Source organism: Bacillus sp. ABP14, assembly GCF_001831375.1.
GTDB classification, from domain to species: domain Bacteria; phylum Bacillota; class Bacilli; order Bacillales; family Bacillaceae_G; genus Bacillus_A; species Bacillus_A paranthracis.
The window spans coordinates 1,577,368-1,592,290 of record NZ_CP017016.1 but is presented as its reverse complement, the minus strand read 5'-3'; the positions used below and the strand labels follow the sequence as shown (position 1 = coordinate 1,592,290).

Below are 14,923 nucleotides of genomic sequence, written 5' to 3'. Positions count from 1 at the left end.
CGTCCATTTTCCTAAATTTGCATATTAATTAGTGACTTATAATTTTCAATAAGATTATCACGTACAAGAGCAGCCGTTTTCATTTGAGACTCAGCTTTCTTTTGCTGAATTAAAACGTCATGTGTTTCTCCTACTCCTTTTGTTAGTAAATCATATACCGCTGTTTGCGCATTGTTTTGCGTTTGATTCATATCTTCCAATAAATCGATAAACTTTTTCCCCTCAACTACTGATGTTTGAGAAGTTTTCGGTGCACCAATTGACTGAATTGCTCCAAATGGTTGCATATTTAACATTGGTTGGATTTTCATATTACTATATTCCCCCTTATCCTCGGCCAATTTCTAAATCTTTATCAAGCATTTTTTTATTCGCATTTAATACACTTGTATTCGCTTCGTACATTTTTTGGGCAACCATTACATTCGTCATTTCAGCAGTCACATCAATATTTGGATAACGTACATATCCTTCTTCATTTGCATGCGGATGTGTTGGGTCATACACTAAGTTTTCAGTTTTATCTGCTTCAATACTTTTTATTTTTACCCCATTAGTAGGAGACCCATCTAACATATTTGCAAAACTATTGTTTGATTCTAGCACTACACTACGACGCTCATATAAATCTGCCCCCGGAGCCGCCGTTGTATTTGCATTTACAATATTATTTGAAGTAACTTCCATCCATTTTCTCGCTGTTGTTAGCCCTGATCCACTTGCATTAATTGCCTGAAACATCGTTGTCTCTCCTTCTACTATTAACGTCCGCGAGCTGCTTGGTTAATTGCATATTGTGTATTAATTGCATTAATTGAGATCCCATACAATTGGTTTGCTTTCATTAAATCTAGCATTTCTGTCGTTACATCCACACTATTTCCATCTTTATTCGTTTGCATTGATTTTGTTTGAATCTTTGCATATGTATTTTTCATATTTACTGTCGGTAAGTGCATTTCATTCGTTTGATATAAATCCGGATTGCTCTTTAAGTCTGCAGCATTGTTTTTATATAATGCACTACTTTTATTCATTTGCTCAGCAAATGTTACATCTTGCGCTTTATAGCCGGGTGTATTCGCATTTGCAATATTACTAGAAACAGTATTTCGTTTCGTCACTAAATAATTCATATAATGGCCTACATCACTCACTAAATCTGGCATATTCCACACCCTTTCTTTTTTACTTAATGATCCACTGATGGAAGTTTCACTTCATTATTTATTTTCTTATATGTGTTTATTAAAATATTAACAATCATGTACCCTTACATATTTTATTCCATTTTTCCATTGTTGTCTTTAGAAAAATAAAAAAATATAAAAAAGAATACAAAAAACTGTATATACGTAATAATCTATGAAACATTTCAATATATGATTTACAAACTAAAGTTCATTTTCACATTATTTAGATTACTACTATTTTTCATTACAGTCATAAAATGAAACCTCAATCAGCGGAAATCTTTATTTAAATAAAGGAATGGATCCCCTCTTAAAAGGGGAATCCGTTTCTATACTCTACCACTAAAATTTACCGTAAAATGAATTAGCTTTCATGCGCCCATCATTTGTCATAATCATTTCTTCCAAAATCTTTTGCTTATCTCGAATATGCTGTGCCGCCTTAATAATGAATGGACTTACTTCTGCTGCAACTTGCGCACGCGTTTCCTCATCTAATGTCATCATCCAGCGATTTAACATTTCACTCTTCTCAGCAAACTCTTCATCTGACACTTGCAATTCACCGATTTCATTAAAACAGCCGACAAATGTCCGATAAATATCATTGTTCATTTTCAAGTGCTCCGCGGTAACCATCTATTAAATCTTGTAATACTTTTACAATCGCATCAATATCTTTTGCTTCACGCGTTACTTTCATCGTTTGAATTTGAGTACTAATCCAATCATACAAATCATAAAGACTATCATATAAATCTTTTGTAATTTCAGGGTTTAATTGAAGCTTTAATTCTTCAAAAATACGTTCTAACTTTTCAAGAAGATCATCCCCTTCTTGTAGTTTAAAGGCATTTAAAATCTCTTCTAATTTACGAAACTCCACAATACATCTCTCATAAATAAAAATTGTATTTTTAATTGGATTGCTTGTCATAATATCATTTTGCATATAACGTTGCCATGCTTGCATACAATCACTTCCTCATTTTTCATTAATCATCACTTTTTTGTCTTGTCATTGCTTTAATTGTTTTTAGTTGACTATCTAGCTCCGCTAATGTGCTTTCCAACTTAGAATATTTATCAATAATTGTTTGTTGCTTCTCTTTATTTATATTGTCAATATCTCTCATTTTACTATCTAATTCTTTCACTTGCTTTTCGATACTTTTAGAGCGTTTTCCTATGACTCCTTCATCTCCAAAAATCCCATCTAATTTCTTCTCCATATTATGACCCAAACCAGAAAAACCAAAGAAAAATTGCTTTGCAGTTTCTTGATCCTGTTTAAAGGCTTGTGTTAATTTTTGTTCATCCAGAGTCATTTGTCCGTTTTTTTCCACCTGAATTCCAAAATCAGACAAAAATTTACCGTTTTGTGAATACCTAAATATACTGGACATTGTATTACTAATTGAAAAAGCAATGCTACTTCCTTGTACAGCACCATTTTCTCCGGCAAATAAATCTAAATTTGAGACAGCTTTATTATATTCGCCTTTCATTTTTTTTATTAAATCAATTGATTCCTTAATATCGGAATCCTCAACAGTAATTTTAATAGGTTCTGAAGTTTTCTTTTCCAAATTTATTGTTAAACCTGGAATTTTATCAATTTTATTGGATGTACTCGAATCTTTAATACCATTTATCGTATATTCAGCATTTGTAGCCGCCGTTATTTCATGAGCGACCGTAAATGTTTTTTTATTATCTGCACCTATAGATGAGCTCACTAAACCAATTTCCTCTAAAAAACCTTCTTTACCATCTACTAAATTTATTGCTCCTTTTTCTCCAGCCGTAGTAGATGTAAAAAATAACTGTCCACCTAGTGAATATACGGACACCCCATAGTTCCCATTATTAATTTTATTTACTAAATCTTTATAAGTCATATCCTTAGATAGCGTGATTTCTTTACCATTAATTCCAAACGTAACATCTTTTTCAATTTTTGCTTCTAAATCTATTTTATTTTTAGGGTTATCAGGATCAGATAAATCCACTGGTCTTGTTGTAATTTGATGACGTTCTGCAACTTTCTCAACTGTAACATTGTATGTTCCCGCAATTGCCGACGCATCGGTCTGTGCAGTAACATAACCTTCTTTTGATAGAGTTGTTTTCTTTTCATTACCTTTAAATGCATATAAATCTTTAAAAATTTGCAAAAAACTACCAAATTCTTTTTGCATACTTGCATATACATTTCGTTCGGTTGTTAGTAACTGTTTTTGATTATTATATGGTGTTTTCTTCATTTCCAACGTTTGCAATTCTAATTCTACAAGTTTTGAAGTATCAATCATATTATTACCAAGATTCCAAATCTGTTGTCTACCACCAACACCTGTTAACGTTCCTGCCATGTTGTTTCACTCCTTATTATTTACATATAATCTAAAATACTCGTTTTACTCATCGTACTAACGGCTTTTAAAGTAGCTTCATATGTTGCGTTTATATAAGCTAAATCAGAAATCGCTACCGCTAAATCAACATCTTCAATTTCTTTACGATTTTCTTGAAGCGCTAAATTCTGCTCACTTAAAATTGTCTTAAAAGTATCAATTGTGTTCATTGTCGATCCCACTTCTGTCGTACGGTTAATAACACTGTCTAAGTTTTTCTTATTTTCTTCTAAAAATGGTTGCAACGCTTTTTGATCACCACTTTGCATGGCATCTTTCATCTTTACTAATGTTTGAATTACAGGAGCTAATAAATCCTCACCTTTACGAAATGCTTTAATTTCATAACCATCATTCAATTTCCACATTACATCTTCATTTCCGCCTTGGTATGTACCATCATCCGTAAATGGCGGTTTCTCTGCACTGTCTCCTCCAAAGAGGTATCGCCCTTGTTCTTTCGTATTAGCTAGATACAACACTTGTTTTACAAGTTGGTCTAACTCCGCTCCAATTGCTTTCAATTCTTTTTCACTATTCGTCCCATTTAGTGCTTGTATCGTTAATTGATCCACTCTCGTTAAAGACTTCACAATACTTTGCAATGTATTTTCTGTTTGACTTAACACGTTTCTAGAATCAGCTATATCTTTCTGCATCTGTTCAATATTCGCCAATGAATGTTGAATCGCAAATGATTTACTTGCCGCAAGTGGATCTTCACTCATAAGAAGGTTTTTCTTCCCTGAAGTTACTTGATTTCGGTGGTATTGTTGTTGCACATTCAAATCCATTAACTGATTCTTTGCCCAGCTTGCATTTTGAAATGTAGATACTCTCATTTCTATATCCTCCTTTATCTATTTCAAATTAATTTGAAGAAGAAACCAGAATTATTTCCGGCTCTCCCCTTACCTAACTTATCCCTCTACCGCCCCGTATCTCTGGTTTCACACCAATAGGTCCACTATTAGGCACTGACCGCTTCTACACTCCGCTAGCTCTCTCTTCAAATATAAAAGAAAAGGGTTTTGTTTTTACCTCTCATTATCTAATGATCGAAAACAGACTATCAAACACTTCATTCATCGTTGTAATAGCTTTAGAATTTGCAACGAAATATTTTTGGAAGGCCATTAAATTAACCATCTCCTCTTCCATATTAACGCCTTCAACACCCATCTTTTCTTGCTGAATCCCCTCTAATAAATCCACATGAATTTTTTGATAAGCATTCACTGCACTTTTATCAGATGCAACGCCAACTACGAATTGATCTAATGCTTGTTTATAAGAAAGACCTTCTTTATAATTTCCATCTGTAATTGCTGCTAGTTTATTTGCTGTTTCAGCTGATATTTTCATTTTCGAAACATCTTTTGCAAATTCAGGGTTTAATTTCATATCTTTCGCTTGATCTCCAACGAAGAACTCTTTCCCCATTACTGTGTTTACTTCATTCTTTACAGAACTCATTAGTTCTTCAAGGTTTTTCTTATAACTAGCAATCTTCGCTTTCGTATCGATCGCTGATTGGATCGCTCCACTCGTTAAAGGAATTTCCGAACCGTAAATTTCAGCAGTCATTGGTTCTTTTTCTTTATTTAATTGAAGTGGATATGTATCTTGTCCATTTACTGTTAAAACACCATTCATTCTAACACTCGCGATATTAGGATTCATAGATTCATAAGACACTTCTATATTTGCATACTTAGACATTTCTGTAATGATACGATCACGTTCATCCAAAAGTTGATTTGGCACTTGTGTACCTGCCTGTCCAATTTTTTTATTCGCTTCCGCTAAGCTGCCAGCAAGACGATTAAATTCATTGACATGCGCTTCAATATCTTCTGTCGTTTGTGCTTCTGCTGTATCTAAGCTTTTTGCCAAACGATTTACTTGACTTGTAAACTTCCCAGTTTCAGAAATTAATGTATCGTAGTAATTTGGTTGTTCTGGATTTTTTGCAACTTCACGAAAGGCATTAAAGAAGCCATCCATTAAACTAGATAATGAATTCTTTCCTGTCGTTCCAACCATAGATTCTACACGTGATAAAGTCGAATTCATGTAGTTATAGTAAGAGAGTTGAGATAATTGATCATTAAACTGTTTTGTCTTCACTTCATCTGTAATACGGTCAACGCCTAACGTTTGTACACCGTAACCAATTTTTTGTTCTGGTGAATAGCCCTGACTTGCTCCAGCCGATCCGTAATTCACCATTTGACGCACATAACCAGGCGTATGAATGTTTGATAAATTTTGTTTCGTCGTTTGTAATCCCATTTGTGCCGCTAACAAACCCGATAGCGGTGTATTATAATCAGACAGTCTCATAATGTTTCACTTCCCCTTTACAATAGTTCGTTCATAAAGATTTGTGAATTATTGTTTCGCTCTAAATTATATTCAGAAACGGAATCCACAATACTTTCTGTAGTTTTTAATAGTACGTTTAAGTAATATTGATTTTTCAAAAGAATCATTTTTACATTCTCTTCTAATTCAGCTACATTTTTTTGTAATTCTTTCATTTTTTCAATTTCTTCGTTAGAAAAATGCGAAAATAATGCACTTACGCGAAATGGCTCAATTCCCTTTTCTTTACAAAACTGAATAACCATTTCTTCAAACGAGCTTGATAATCCTTTTAAACCATCTATGTACTGCAATTGCTCTACTTGCAATTTTTGAACTGCATTTACATTTTTATGTTTCAAATTCTCATATATTTGTTCTCCAAGCGTTTGAATGTTTTCATATGCTTTTTGAATAATAACGAGCTTTTCATATAATTGTATGTACATATCGTTTCCTTCCCTTTTACAATACTAAATTTACAATTAAACCGTGGATTTCTCCAATCTGATTTAACATTTCTAAATGTCCCGTTTTCGTATTAATTAAATTCATAACATCTTCTAACTCATTTAATCCCATTTCCGCCTGTTTCACAATCGTCATTTTCTGTGAATAGCCATAACGTGGATGACGCGACATGACATCTTTATATTGCAATACATTATCTACGTAAAAATTCAAAAATGATTTTACTGTATTTTTGTATTCCATTACATTATCAAGCGTTAATTCCATTTCAATTTTCTCTTTAATTTCTCCAATGTTATCGACAAATGCTTCCATTTGTTCTAACAATTTATCTTTTTTTGGATCTGCATGCAAATTATCCGAAAATGCAAGTCCTGTCCTGACATTTGCTTCTTTCGGCATTTGAGTAGCAGGCGGTATATGCGATAAAATTGGATTATGCGAGATCGAACGCAGCATTTATATCACCTATTTATTTTTTTATTTCTTCCTAAACTTAATCGTAAAATCCAGTTATTTATAATTATACTCTGAACACTAATATTTTGCAGTTATTTTTTATAAAAGATATGTTACAATTTAGCATGAGGTGGCACAAATCTATGAATATTTTTCTTTGTGGTTCAAATCAATTAACAGCATTAGATCAGGAAGAAATAAAAAAATTTTTAACTGACTATGCTCACAAACATAAAATTTACATATTATGTTATAAATCTATTGAAAATGAGGTTCTTCGTTTCTTCATCGAAAACGAAAGACTCGCTCAAAATTTATGCCTTTACACGCTACAGCCGTTACAAGCATTAACAGATGAATTTCAAGAGGTCGTTGATTACTTAAAAAAACACGGAGCCGAGTATGTCGCTTTTGATCATCCTTCCGACTCCATTTACCGATCAGATTATATGTTTTTTGTAAAACAAATAATCGAAGATACCGATTTAGTTCTCTGTTTTTATAATGGGGACAAGCATACATCTGTCATTCCCGTTGACGTTGCAAAAGAAACAGGAATTGATGCTGTTATTTATGATTTACCAGGTTTACATGAAAAACAGATGAAAAAAAACTTTGAACAAAAAATCCGTATGATGTAAAGGGGGAGGCACAATATCGTTATTGTGCCTATTATAAATATGATAATTGAACAAGATTATGATCATTTTATCGCGAGTTTTAAACAACAATTCAATATGGATATCGCTTCATATAAACAAGATAGAATGCGTCGTAGAATCGATGCTTTTATTTCGAGAAAGGGCTTTGAGAACTACACTAGTTTTCTAAGCAATTTACGTACCGATCAAAAGTTATTTTTAAGTTTTATTGACTATATTACAATTAACGTTTCAGAGTTTTTTAGAAATAAAGAACGTTGGCAAACGTTAGAGACGAAAGCACTACCAAAATTACTCGAACAAAATAACGGAAAATTAAAAGTATGGAGTGCCGCTTGCGCTGCCGGTGAAGAACCATATACACTCTCTTTAATTTTATCGAAGCATCTAGCTCCATATCGTTTTGAAATACAAGCAACAGATCTTGATTTTCACATTTTAGAAACTGCAAAACGCGGTCAATATACAGAACGTTCTTTAAAAGAATTACCTGCCGATTTAAAAGAGCGTCATTTCACAAAAGAGAATGATATATATTCATTACACCAAAACATTAAGCAAAACGTCACGTTCAAGCAGCATGACCTATTAATGCAGTCGTTCGATACAAATTACGATTTAATCATTTGTCGCAACGTAATGATATACTTTACTGAAGAAGCAAGGGTAAAACTTTATGAAAAGTTTAGTCGTGCTTTACGAAAAGGCGGCGTATTATTTGTTGGTAGTACTGAACAAATTTTAACACCTGAACGTTATAATCTTCAGCGCTTCGATACATTCTTCTACGAAAAAATATAAAAGAGGTCGTCACAACGTAAAGTGACGACCTTTTTATATAACTCGAATTAAAATAATAGCAACAATCCATACAAAGAGAAAAAGAAACGTCATAGACCATTTATGTTCTTGCATCGTATGTTTCAAAGCCTGTGATAATTGTGTCATATTCATTTCCGCAAGTGCTCTCCATACGCTTACATCCCGCTCTTTAGCAGTGCGATCTGTAACGCTAATTAAAATGGTTTCGTTAGACAATTTCGTTATATAAGCAGTAATAACCGTTACCATTAAATTTATATTTCCTTCTGAAGAATCACTTTCCACTCTAGAAAGGAGTGCACTTACATCTAGTAACGGAATATGTACCTTTCTACCAAATGATAGTTGTACTTCAGCAAAATCATAGGTCCCATCTAACAAAGGAAGCTCTTTTATATGCGCCTGCTTCACAAGTCCTTGCAAGCTTTTCATTACTTGTTCAAATATTTTTTCTGTTTGCTTTCCTTCTCCAGATAATGTATGTAACTTTTTAAAGAGTTGTAATACTGTATCCATCTCTTTAGAAAGCATTTCCTTCATAACCTTTCCATCGCCTAAACTCGCAAGTAAAATCCCTATTTCATTATTCTTCGAAATAATTTTAGACTGTCCAGTAAACACTAGATTACTATGCTTTCGTTCTTTCTGGATTTCATGTTCTGAAATAGCTGCAGGCTGTTTTAATGGTTGTAGCGTCTTATTTTCAATTGTCGTACGTTTAATTTCCATTTAAGCGCCTCCACTACTATGAAATACTTAGCCCCATTCTTTATTACTCTTTAAAACTAAAAACAGTACGAATAAACCTGACATGATAGCAAATACATTAGAAGCTTGTATTCCCTGTTCACTTTTTGCTTCTTTCTTCTCTTCTGGCTCTTCTTTTTTCTCTTTCTTTTTCGAAATGACTTGATTGTTATTATCTTTATCTTTTTGAGCCTTCTTTTTATTTACTTCCTTGTTGTCTGTGAGAGGCTCTTTTATAACATAAGTAATTTTTTCTTTCTCTTTCAATGGTTCTTTTATAAGATCGTTTACTTTCTCTTCTTTTTTTGGAATTTGAACAACTGGTGGTTTTTCTTCCTGAAGCTTGATTTCTACTTTCGAGTCTTCCTGCTTCTCAGTTTCTTTCTTATCTTCTAATTTATTTTCTAATTTATCTTCATTCTCTCGTTCTTCTATCTTTTTATCCTCTTCTGTTTTTTGCTCCAAAACAGAAACGACATACTCACTTGCTTCAATCAGTTTATTGCCTGCCGCATCCACTATCTCTACAAGTAATTCGTATGAGCCATTTGGCAACGCATTCGTTATTTCAAATACTTTTTGCCATTCCATGTCGCGCTTATTGTAATCTAATAAAAATGTAATCTCTTTATTTTCTTTTCCTTTTAATGTAACACGAACTTCTTTCACGGCTGATTCTACGTCTGTTGCCTTCACTCGTACATGTATAGAATCACCTTGTTTTCGTTCGATTACGTTCCCCTTCGCCTCGTCGATAGTAACCTTATGCAACTTCGGCATCTCTTTATCTATTGTTGGCGTTTCATTATTTATACGAATAAAAGGGACTTTCACTTCATTTTCTAAGAGCTCTTCTTTCTCATTTTCTTTGTAATTTTGAATGAGCTGAAGGTTCCAATCACCTTGCAAATCAAAAGTCTCGACCTTGTAGTTAGCAATCCATCGCTTCGTTTCCTCTTCATACTTAAACGATAGCATTCTTTCTTGTTCATACTGATCGCCGTTTTTTGGCAAGCGCAAAATACCTTTTATACTTTGAACATTTTTCTCTTTCGGCTCTACAATAACCAGCACTTCTTCGCCAACTTTTAATTCCGGCTTATTTACTGTAATAACCCCTTGATCCGTCTCTATCTTCTTTTCGGTTTCTTGTTCATTTTTTGCTTCTTGTTGTTCCTCTTTATCTTGCTTCATTTCCACTTGTTCTGGCTGTTCTTGAACTTCCTTATTCTCTTCTTGCACATTCACTTCATTTATATTTTGTTCTGGCACATTTTGCTCTTCCGCTTTACTTTGTAGCGGGAAGAGCAAGCACACATGTATGCATAACCAGCTTATTAGAAAAAACTTTACGTTTTTCATCTACTAGCTCAAACTCCTATTTCAACGACTTATAGCGATTTCGTCACTTTTACTCCGAAAAATCCATCTACATTTACAAGTTCACCATACGCCACCAATACATCATTTACATAAATACGAATTGGTTCGTCAATATCTTCATCTAGTACAACCGCTTCATTCTCTTGTAAACTTAAAATATCTTGAATGGTTTTCACTGTGCTTCCAAATACAAATTTCACGTTCATTTCTACATTTTGTAGAATGGATGTGTCCATGTATACTGGTTCCATTTGTTTTACTTCTTTAAATTCAATAGGTTGCACAACAGGTTCTACAACTTTTTCTTCTTCTATTTCTTCCGTAACAATCTCTTCTTCCTCTTCCACCATTGGATATAGAAGTCTTCTTACCATTTCTTTCGCTTCTGTAATCGGTAAAATTTGATACATTTTTGATTGAAGCAGGTCGCCAATTTCAAGGTTGAACGTAATTTGAACGAGTTCGTCCACTTCCATTGACTCTCCCAAATATTCCATTTCTTCTTTTAAAGTTACAAATTTAACATTTGGTGGTGTCATGTCCATTTTTTCTTGAAACATTTCTGACATCGCTGTTGCCGCATGCCCCATCATTTGGTTCATGATTTCTTTAATACCGCTCAGTTCTAATTCACTAAGTTCTTTCTCAGAATCAACTTCTCCTGTCCCCATCATCATTAAATCTACCATTGTTAAAGCGACATCTTTCGTAAATACGAATACATTCTCATTCTTTAGTCCTTCAACAAAATCAACATTTAAAATAACAAACGGGACTGGTACTCCATCATAATGACGAACATTGATCGCTTCTACATTCGGTGTACTAATTGAAACTGGCTGATTTAAAAGTGTTGACAATACTGTTGAAGCGGAACCAATTGAAATATTTGCAATTTCACCAAGGACATCTTTCTCTTCTTGCGTTAAATGTTCTTTTTCAACTTGTTCTTCTACAATCTCAGTTTCCACTACTTCTGCTGGCTCGTCTTGTTCTTCTACTCCACCAGATAATTGCATTAATTTATTTATCATTTGTTTCGCATGTTCAATTGAAACAATTTGCACAAGTTTAGAGTTTACAAGATTATCTATCTTTAAATCAAACGATACTTTAACAATCGTTTGATTTCCATCGATTTCCGAGATTTTCTCCATTTCTTCTGATAGCTTTACAACTTTAATTGTCGGCGGAGACATATCTACTGTATCTTGGAAGAATTCAGACATAGATGTAGCCGCGAACCCCATCATTTGATTCATTGCTTCTTGTACAGCACTTAGCTCTAATTCACCAAGTTCTTTTCCGTCCTCCACCTCACCTGTTCCCATCATCATTAAATCAGCAATGGATAATGCAACATCTTGCTTAAGGACAAGAAGGTTTTCCATATCTAATCCTTTTGTAAAATGAATATTTAGTACAACGTGTGGAACTTCGACGTCGCTTGAATCATATAAATCTACCAATTCGATGCGAGGAGCAGTAATGCTTACTTGCCTATTTAAGATTGTTGATAATACAGTCGAAGCTGAACCAAATGATATATTTGCAATTTCGCCAAGAATATCGCATTCTTGAGGCGTTAAATGCTCATTTTCTTTTTCTAGCACAATTGTGCTCGTATCCCCTTTTGTGTGTTGCTCAGGCATTTCCTCTGCCTCCTCATTTCTGTTTTTCTATCAAATGATATAAACTCTCATTTTATTTTAACAAACTTATTATATAAAACGTTAATATGTATTTATTCCTATTTTCAGATTAGTAACGATTAACCAAAAAGCTCCCCAATTGTATACAAGTGGGGAGCTTTCCTTCATTCCTATTATAAACCTTCTGGGTTTAAAATGAGGACCACTCGTCCATCACCGAGAATTGTCGCACCAGAGAAATAATTAGAACTCTCTGCAAAGAAGTCACCTAATGACTTTAAGACTATTTCTCTTTGACCGATAATTGTGTTTACAATAAGTCCATAGCTGCGATGTGTATTACGAACAATTAACACAGGAACCATTTGACCATCATATGACGCAAACGCCTCATCTGCTGTTTTCTCACCAAATACCGTACTTAAATGCTTCACTTCAATAATTTGATTACGGTAATTTAACACATCTTTTCCTTGTATGGATTGGATGTCTTCTCTCTTAATTCGAATTGCTTCAACAATATTACCAAGAGGTAAAGCATACCGTTTATCATTCGTTTGAACAAGCATAGATTGTATAATAGACAACGTTAATGGAAGTTCAATTCTAAATGTACTTCCCTTGCCTTCTTCAGAATCAATAATTAAATGTCCACCTAAACTATGGATTGTATGTTTCACTACATCTAATCCAACCCCGCGTCCAGAAAGGTCTGATACAACTTCAGCTGTACTAAATCCTGGTTGAAAAATCAAATCAAATATTTCACGGTCTGTTAATTTATTTGCCTCAGATTCTGTTACAACACCATTTTTAATCGCTTTTTCTAATACTTTCCCTTTATGAATTCCATTTCCATCATCCGTAATTTGAATTACGACATGATTTCCACTATGGAACGCTTCTAATTTAATCGTACCTGTCTCATTTTTCCCTGCATCACGACGTTGTTCAACAGTTTCAACCCCATGATCAATTGCATTACGAATTAAATGAACAAGCGGATCACCGATTTCATCAATAACAATTTTATCGACTTCAGTATCTTCACCTGTAATTTGTAAATCGATTTTTTTCCCTAAATCTTTCGCTAACATACGTACCATACGCGGGAAACGATTAAAGACTGTTTCAATCGGCACCATACGCATGTTTAGAAGTACATTTTGAATATCCTTTGAAATATCGCCTAATCGATTTAAATGCTCAATTAATTCTTTGTTTTGAATTGCTTGCGCCAATTCATCTATGCGACCACGCTCAATTACACTTTCTTCAAACATGTTCATTAATCTTTCAATTTTTTCTAATTGAACACGTATGGAACGATTTTCTACTTTACCATTTTTCGTTTTTGCAGTACTTTTAGCTGGTGTAGCATTAGCAGATTGTTTAGATACTTCTTTAGTTGATTCCACATGCGTAGCCGCTTGTATAACTTCTTGTACGACTTCTTGTGTAGCCAGTTTTTCCGAAACTACTTCTTTTGATGTATGTCCTTGCTTCACTTCTACTTTCTCAATTTCAGAAACATGAAGCACTACTTGTTTTAATTCTTCTTCACTTTGATCAGTATCCATAAATACTGTGAACTCAAACCCGAAAGCATCTGCTTCAATTTCTTCAATACTAGGAACTGTTTTTTTTACATTACCTACATTTTGTAGAGCTTCAATACACATAATCGCACGTACTGCTTTTAAAATAGCTTGTTGCTCAACAGTTATATGCACTTCATGTGAAGCTGCATCATCATTATTTATAGTTTCTTGTTCTATATGTTCAGTAGGAATTTCTATATTGCCGTTCAATAATGCTTCTAATTTCTGTTTCGTTGCAACTACATCAATATTGCCCATGCCACCTTGCTGCACATCTGCAACCATCTTCTCTAAATTATCAATGCATTCAAAAATCACATCAATAATCTCCGCATTTACAACTATATTCCCATGACGAATTTCATCTAAAACGTTTTCCATTTTATGCGTTAAATCCGCCATTTCCGTAAATTCCATACTCGCTGACATACCTTTAAATGTATGAGCTGAGCGGAATATTTCTCCCACAACATCCATATCAGTAGGATTTTGTTCTAAAGTTAGCACATTTTCATTTAGCGATTGTAAATGTTCTTCTGATTCCTCAAAAAATATATTTAATAGATCTGTTTGCATTTTAATCCCCTACCTGTCTAACAAACATTTCATTCATGTATAACAATTTAGTGTTTTAAAACAAGAAAAAAGGGGGCCACACGCATATCCGCTATCAATGTTTAGATTCCTTGTGGCACCCCTTCTATATTAGCTGTTTGCTACTTTTGTTAAAGCTTCGATTACACGATCTGCTTGGAATGGCTTTACAATAAAGTCTTTTGCCCCCCCCTTAATTGCATCTAATACCATACCTTGTTGTCCCATTGCAGAACAAATAACAACTTTTGCACTTGCATCAATTTTAATAATTTCTTTTAATGCTTCAAGTCCGTCCATTTCTGGCATAGTAATATCTAATGTAACTATATCAGGTTGAAGTTCTTTATACTTTTGAATTGCCTCTACTCCATTTTCCGCTTCTCCGATTACTTCAAATTCAGAATTACTTTTTAATAAGTTTTTAATCATTGTTCGCATGAACATCGCATCGTCTACAACTAAAATTTTATGTGCCATTCTTTTTGATTCTCTCCTTCTATGTATAAATATATCTTAATATTTAACCTTATCATTCTCACTCATTATACAAAA

General features: G+C 33.7%; 16 protein-coding genes and 1 pseudogene. 2 read left to right on the top strand and 15 right to left on the bottom strand.

The window, feature by feature from the left end:
- Positions 1–11: 11 nt before the first annotated feature.
- The 10 genes and pseudogenes from fliE to BGI23_RS08335 all read right to left on the bottom strand — a co-directional run bounded on the left by fliE (position 12) and on the right by BGI23_RS08335 (position 6,907).
- Complete coding sequence (gene fliE, locus BGI23_RS08380) at positions 12–311, bottom strand: flagellar hook-basal body complex protein FliE (RefSeq protein WP_070805665.1); 300 nt, start codon at positions 309–311, stop codon at positions 12–14.
- A gap of 16 nt (positions 312–327) precedes the next feature.
- Entirely contained in the window at positions 328–741 is a 414-nt protein-coding gene (gene flgC / locus BGI23_RS08375) for a flagellar basal body rod protein FlgC (RefSeq protein WP_000484673.1), read from the bottom strand.
- Positions 742–761: 20 nt separating this feature from the next.
- Positions 762–1,219: pseudogene (flgB, locus tag BGI23_RS08370) on the bottom strand (flagellar basal body rod protein FlgB).
- 316 nt (positions 1,220–1,535) lie between these two features.
- A complete protein-coding gene (locus tag BGI23_RS08365) occupies positions 1,536–1,808 on the bottom strand; it encodes a hypothetical protein (protein ID WP_001058076.1) in 273 nt (90 codons plus the stop codon).
- Complete coding sequence (locus BGI23_RS08360) at positions 1,798–2,166, bottom strand: flagellar export chaperone FliS (RefSeq protein WP_070805663.1); 369 nt, start codon at positions 2,164–2,166, stop codon at positions 1,798–1,800. The genes BGI23_RS08365 and BGI23_RS08360 overlap by 11 nt, the downstream gene beginning before the upstream one ends.
- Before the next feature lie 22 nt (positions 2,167–2,188).
- A complete protein-coding gene (locus BGI23_RS08355) occupies positions 2,189–3,568 on the bottom strand; it encodes a flagellar hook-associated protein 2 (RefSeq protein ID WP_070805662.1) in 1,380 nt (459 codons plus the stop codon).
- A gap of 20 nt (positions 3,569–3,588) precedes the next feature.
- Positions 3,589–4,452 carry a flagellar hook-associated protein 3 gene (locus tag BGI23_RS08350; RefSeq protein ID WP_048527154.1) on the bottom strand — a complete coding sequence of 288 codons (864 nt, stop codon included), beginning with the start codon at positions 4,450–4,452 and terminating at the stop codon, positions 3,589–3,591.
- Between the two features lie 205 nt (positions 4,453–4,657).
- Positions 4,658–5,956 carry a flagellar hook-associated protein FlgK gene (flgK, locus tag BGI23_RS08345; protein WP_001239681.1) on the bottom strand — a complete coding sequence of 433 codons (1,299 nt, stop codon included), beginning with the start codon at positions 5,954–5,956 and terminating at the stop codon, positions 4,658–4,660.
- Positions 5,957–5,973: 17 nt separating this feature from the next.
- Entirely contained in the window at positions 5,974–6,426 is a 453-nt protein-coding gene (locus tag BGI23_RS08340) for a hypothetical protein (protein WP_070805661.1), read from the bottom strand.
- Positions 6,427–6,442: 16 nt separating this feature from the next.
- Positions 6,443–6,907, bottom strand: coding sequence for a YaaR family protein (locus BGI23_RS08335; protein WP_000946323.1), 465 nt, complete (start codon positions 6,905–6,907; stop codon positions 6,443–6,445).
- A 143-nt stretch (positions 6,908–7,050) separates the two neighbouring features.
- On the opposite strand from BGI23_RS08335, the gene BGI23_RS08330 reads away from it, so the two are divergent.
- Together BGI23_RS08330 and cheR are read left to right on the top strand one after the other, a co-directional pair.
- On the top strand, positions 7,051–7,548 hold the full coding sequence (locus tag BGI23_RS08330; RefSeq protein WP_001020099.1) for a hypothetical protein: 498 nt from the start codon (positions 7,051–7,053) through the stop codon (positions 7,546–7,548).
- Between the two features lie 39 nt (positions 7,549–7,587).
- On the top strand, positions 7,588–8,370 hold the full coding sequence (gene cheR / locus BGI23_RS08325; protein ID WP_000582886.1) for a protein-glutamate O-methyltransferase CheR: 783 nt from the start codon (positions 7,588–7,590) through the stop codon (positions 8,368–8,370).
- Between the two features lie 33 nt (positions 8,371–8,403).
- On the opposite strand, the gene BGI23_RS08320 is transcribed toward cheR, so the two are convergent.
- The 5 genes from BGI23_RS08320 to BGI23_RS08300 form a co-directional block, all read right to left on the bottom strand.
- Positions 8,404–9,120, bottom strand: coding sequence for a hypothetical protein (locus BGI23_RS08320; RefSeq protein WP_000403978.1), 717 nt, complete (start codon positions 9,118–9,120; stop codon positions 8,404–8,406).
- Between the two features lie 27 nt (positions 9,121–9,147).
- Positions 9,148–10,500, bottom strand: a complete 1,353-nt coding sequence (locus BGI23_RS08315; protein WP_070805660.1) for an Ig-like domain-containing protein — start codon at positions 10,498–10,500, stop codon at positions 9,148–9,150.
- 29 nt (positions 10,501–10,529) lie between these two features.
- Positions 10,530–12,173 carry a flagellar motor switch protein gene (locus tag BGI23_RS08310; protein WP_070805659.1) on the bottom strand — a complete coding sequence of 548 codons (1,644 nt, stop codon included), beginning with the start codon at positions 12,171–12,173 and terminating at the stop codon, positions 10,530–10,532.
- A gap of 173 nt (positions 12,174–12,346) precedes the next feature.
- Entirely contained in the window at positions 12,347–14,350 is a 2,004-nt protein-coding gene (locus BGI23_RS08305; protein ID WP_070805658.1) for a chemotaxis protein CheA, read from the bottom strand.
- A gap of 129 nt (positions 14,351–14,479) precedes the next feature.
- Positions 14,480–14,848 carry a response regulator gene (locus tag BGI23_RS08300; RefSeq protein ID WP_000940575.1) on the bottom strand — a complete coding sequence of 123 codons (369 nt, stop codon included), beginning with the start codon at positions 14,846–14,848 and terminating at the stop codon, positions 14,480–14,482.
- Between the last annotated feature and the right edge of the window lie 75 nt (positions 14,849–14,923).

What these genes read in the sequence shown, in the direction of transcription:
- fliE (WP_070805665.1), bottom strand. Translation starts at nt 311, where the DNA reads ATGAAAATCCAACCAATGTTAAATATGCAACCATTTGGAGCAATTCAG.
- flgC (WP_000484673.1), bottom strand. Translation starts at nt 741, where the DNA reads ATGTTTCAGGCAATTAATGCAAGTGGATCAGGGCTAACAACAGCGAGA.
- BGI23_RS08365 (WP_001058076.1), bottom strand. Translation starts at nt 1,808, where the DNA reads ATGAACAATGATATTTATCGGACATTTGTCGGCTGTTTTAATGAAATC.
- BGI23_RS08360 (WP_070805663.1), bottom strand. Translation starts at nt 2,166, where the DNA reads ATGCAAGCATGGCAACGTTATATGCAAAATGATATTATGACAAGCAAT.
- BGI23_RS08355 (WP_070805662.1), bottom strand. Translation starts at nt 3,568, where the DNA reads ATGGCAGGAACGTTAACAGGTGTTGGTGGTAGACAACAGATTTGGAAT.
- BGI23_RS08350 (WP_048527154.1), bottom strand. Translation starts at nt 4,452, where the DNA reads ATGAGAGTATCTACATTTCAAAATGCAAGCTGGGCAAAGAATCAGTTA.
- flgK (WP_001239681.1), bottom strand. Translation starts at nt 5,956, where the DNA reads ATGAGACTGTCTGATTATAATACACCGCTATCGGGTTTGTTAGCGGCA.
- BGI23_RS08340 (WP_070805661.1), bottom strand. Translation starts at nt 6,426, where the DNA reads ATGTACATACAATTATATGAAAAGCTCGTTATTATTCAAAAAGCATAT.
- BGI23_RS08335 (WP_000946323.1), bottom strand. Translation starts at nt 6,907, where the DNA reads ATGCTGCGTTCGATCTCGCATAATCCAATTTTATCGCATATACCGCCT.
- BGI23_RS08330 (WP_001020099.1), top strand. Translation starts at nt 7,051, where the DNA reads ATGAATATTTTTCTTTGTGGTTCAAATCAATTAACAGCATTAGATCAG.
- cheR (WP_000582886.1), top strand. Translation starts at nt 7,588, where the DNA reads ATGATAATTGAACAAGATTATGATCATTTTATCGCGAGTTTTAAACAA.
- BGI23_RS08320 (WP_000403978.1), bottom strand. Translation starts at nt 9,120, where the DNA reads ATGGAAATTAAACGTACGACAATTGAAAATAAGACGCTACAACCATTA.
- BGI23_RS08315 (WP_070805660.1), bottom strand. Translation starts at nt 10,500, where the DNA reads ATGAAAAACGTAAAGTTTTTTCTAATAAGCTGGTTATGCATACATGTG.
- BGI23_RS08310 (WP_070805659.1), bottom strand. Translation starts at nt 12,173, where the DNA reads ATGCCTGAGCAACACACAAAAGGGGATACGAGCACAATTGTGCTAGAA.
- BGI23_RS08305 (WP_070805658.1), bottom strand. Translation starts at nt 14,350, where the DNA reads ATGCAAACAGATCTATTAAATATATTTTTTGAGGAATCAGAAGAACAT.
- BGI23_RS08300 (WP_000940575.1), bottom strand. Translation starts at nt 14,848, where the DNA reads ATGGCACATAAAATTTTAGTTGTAGACGATGCGATGTTCATGCGAACA.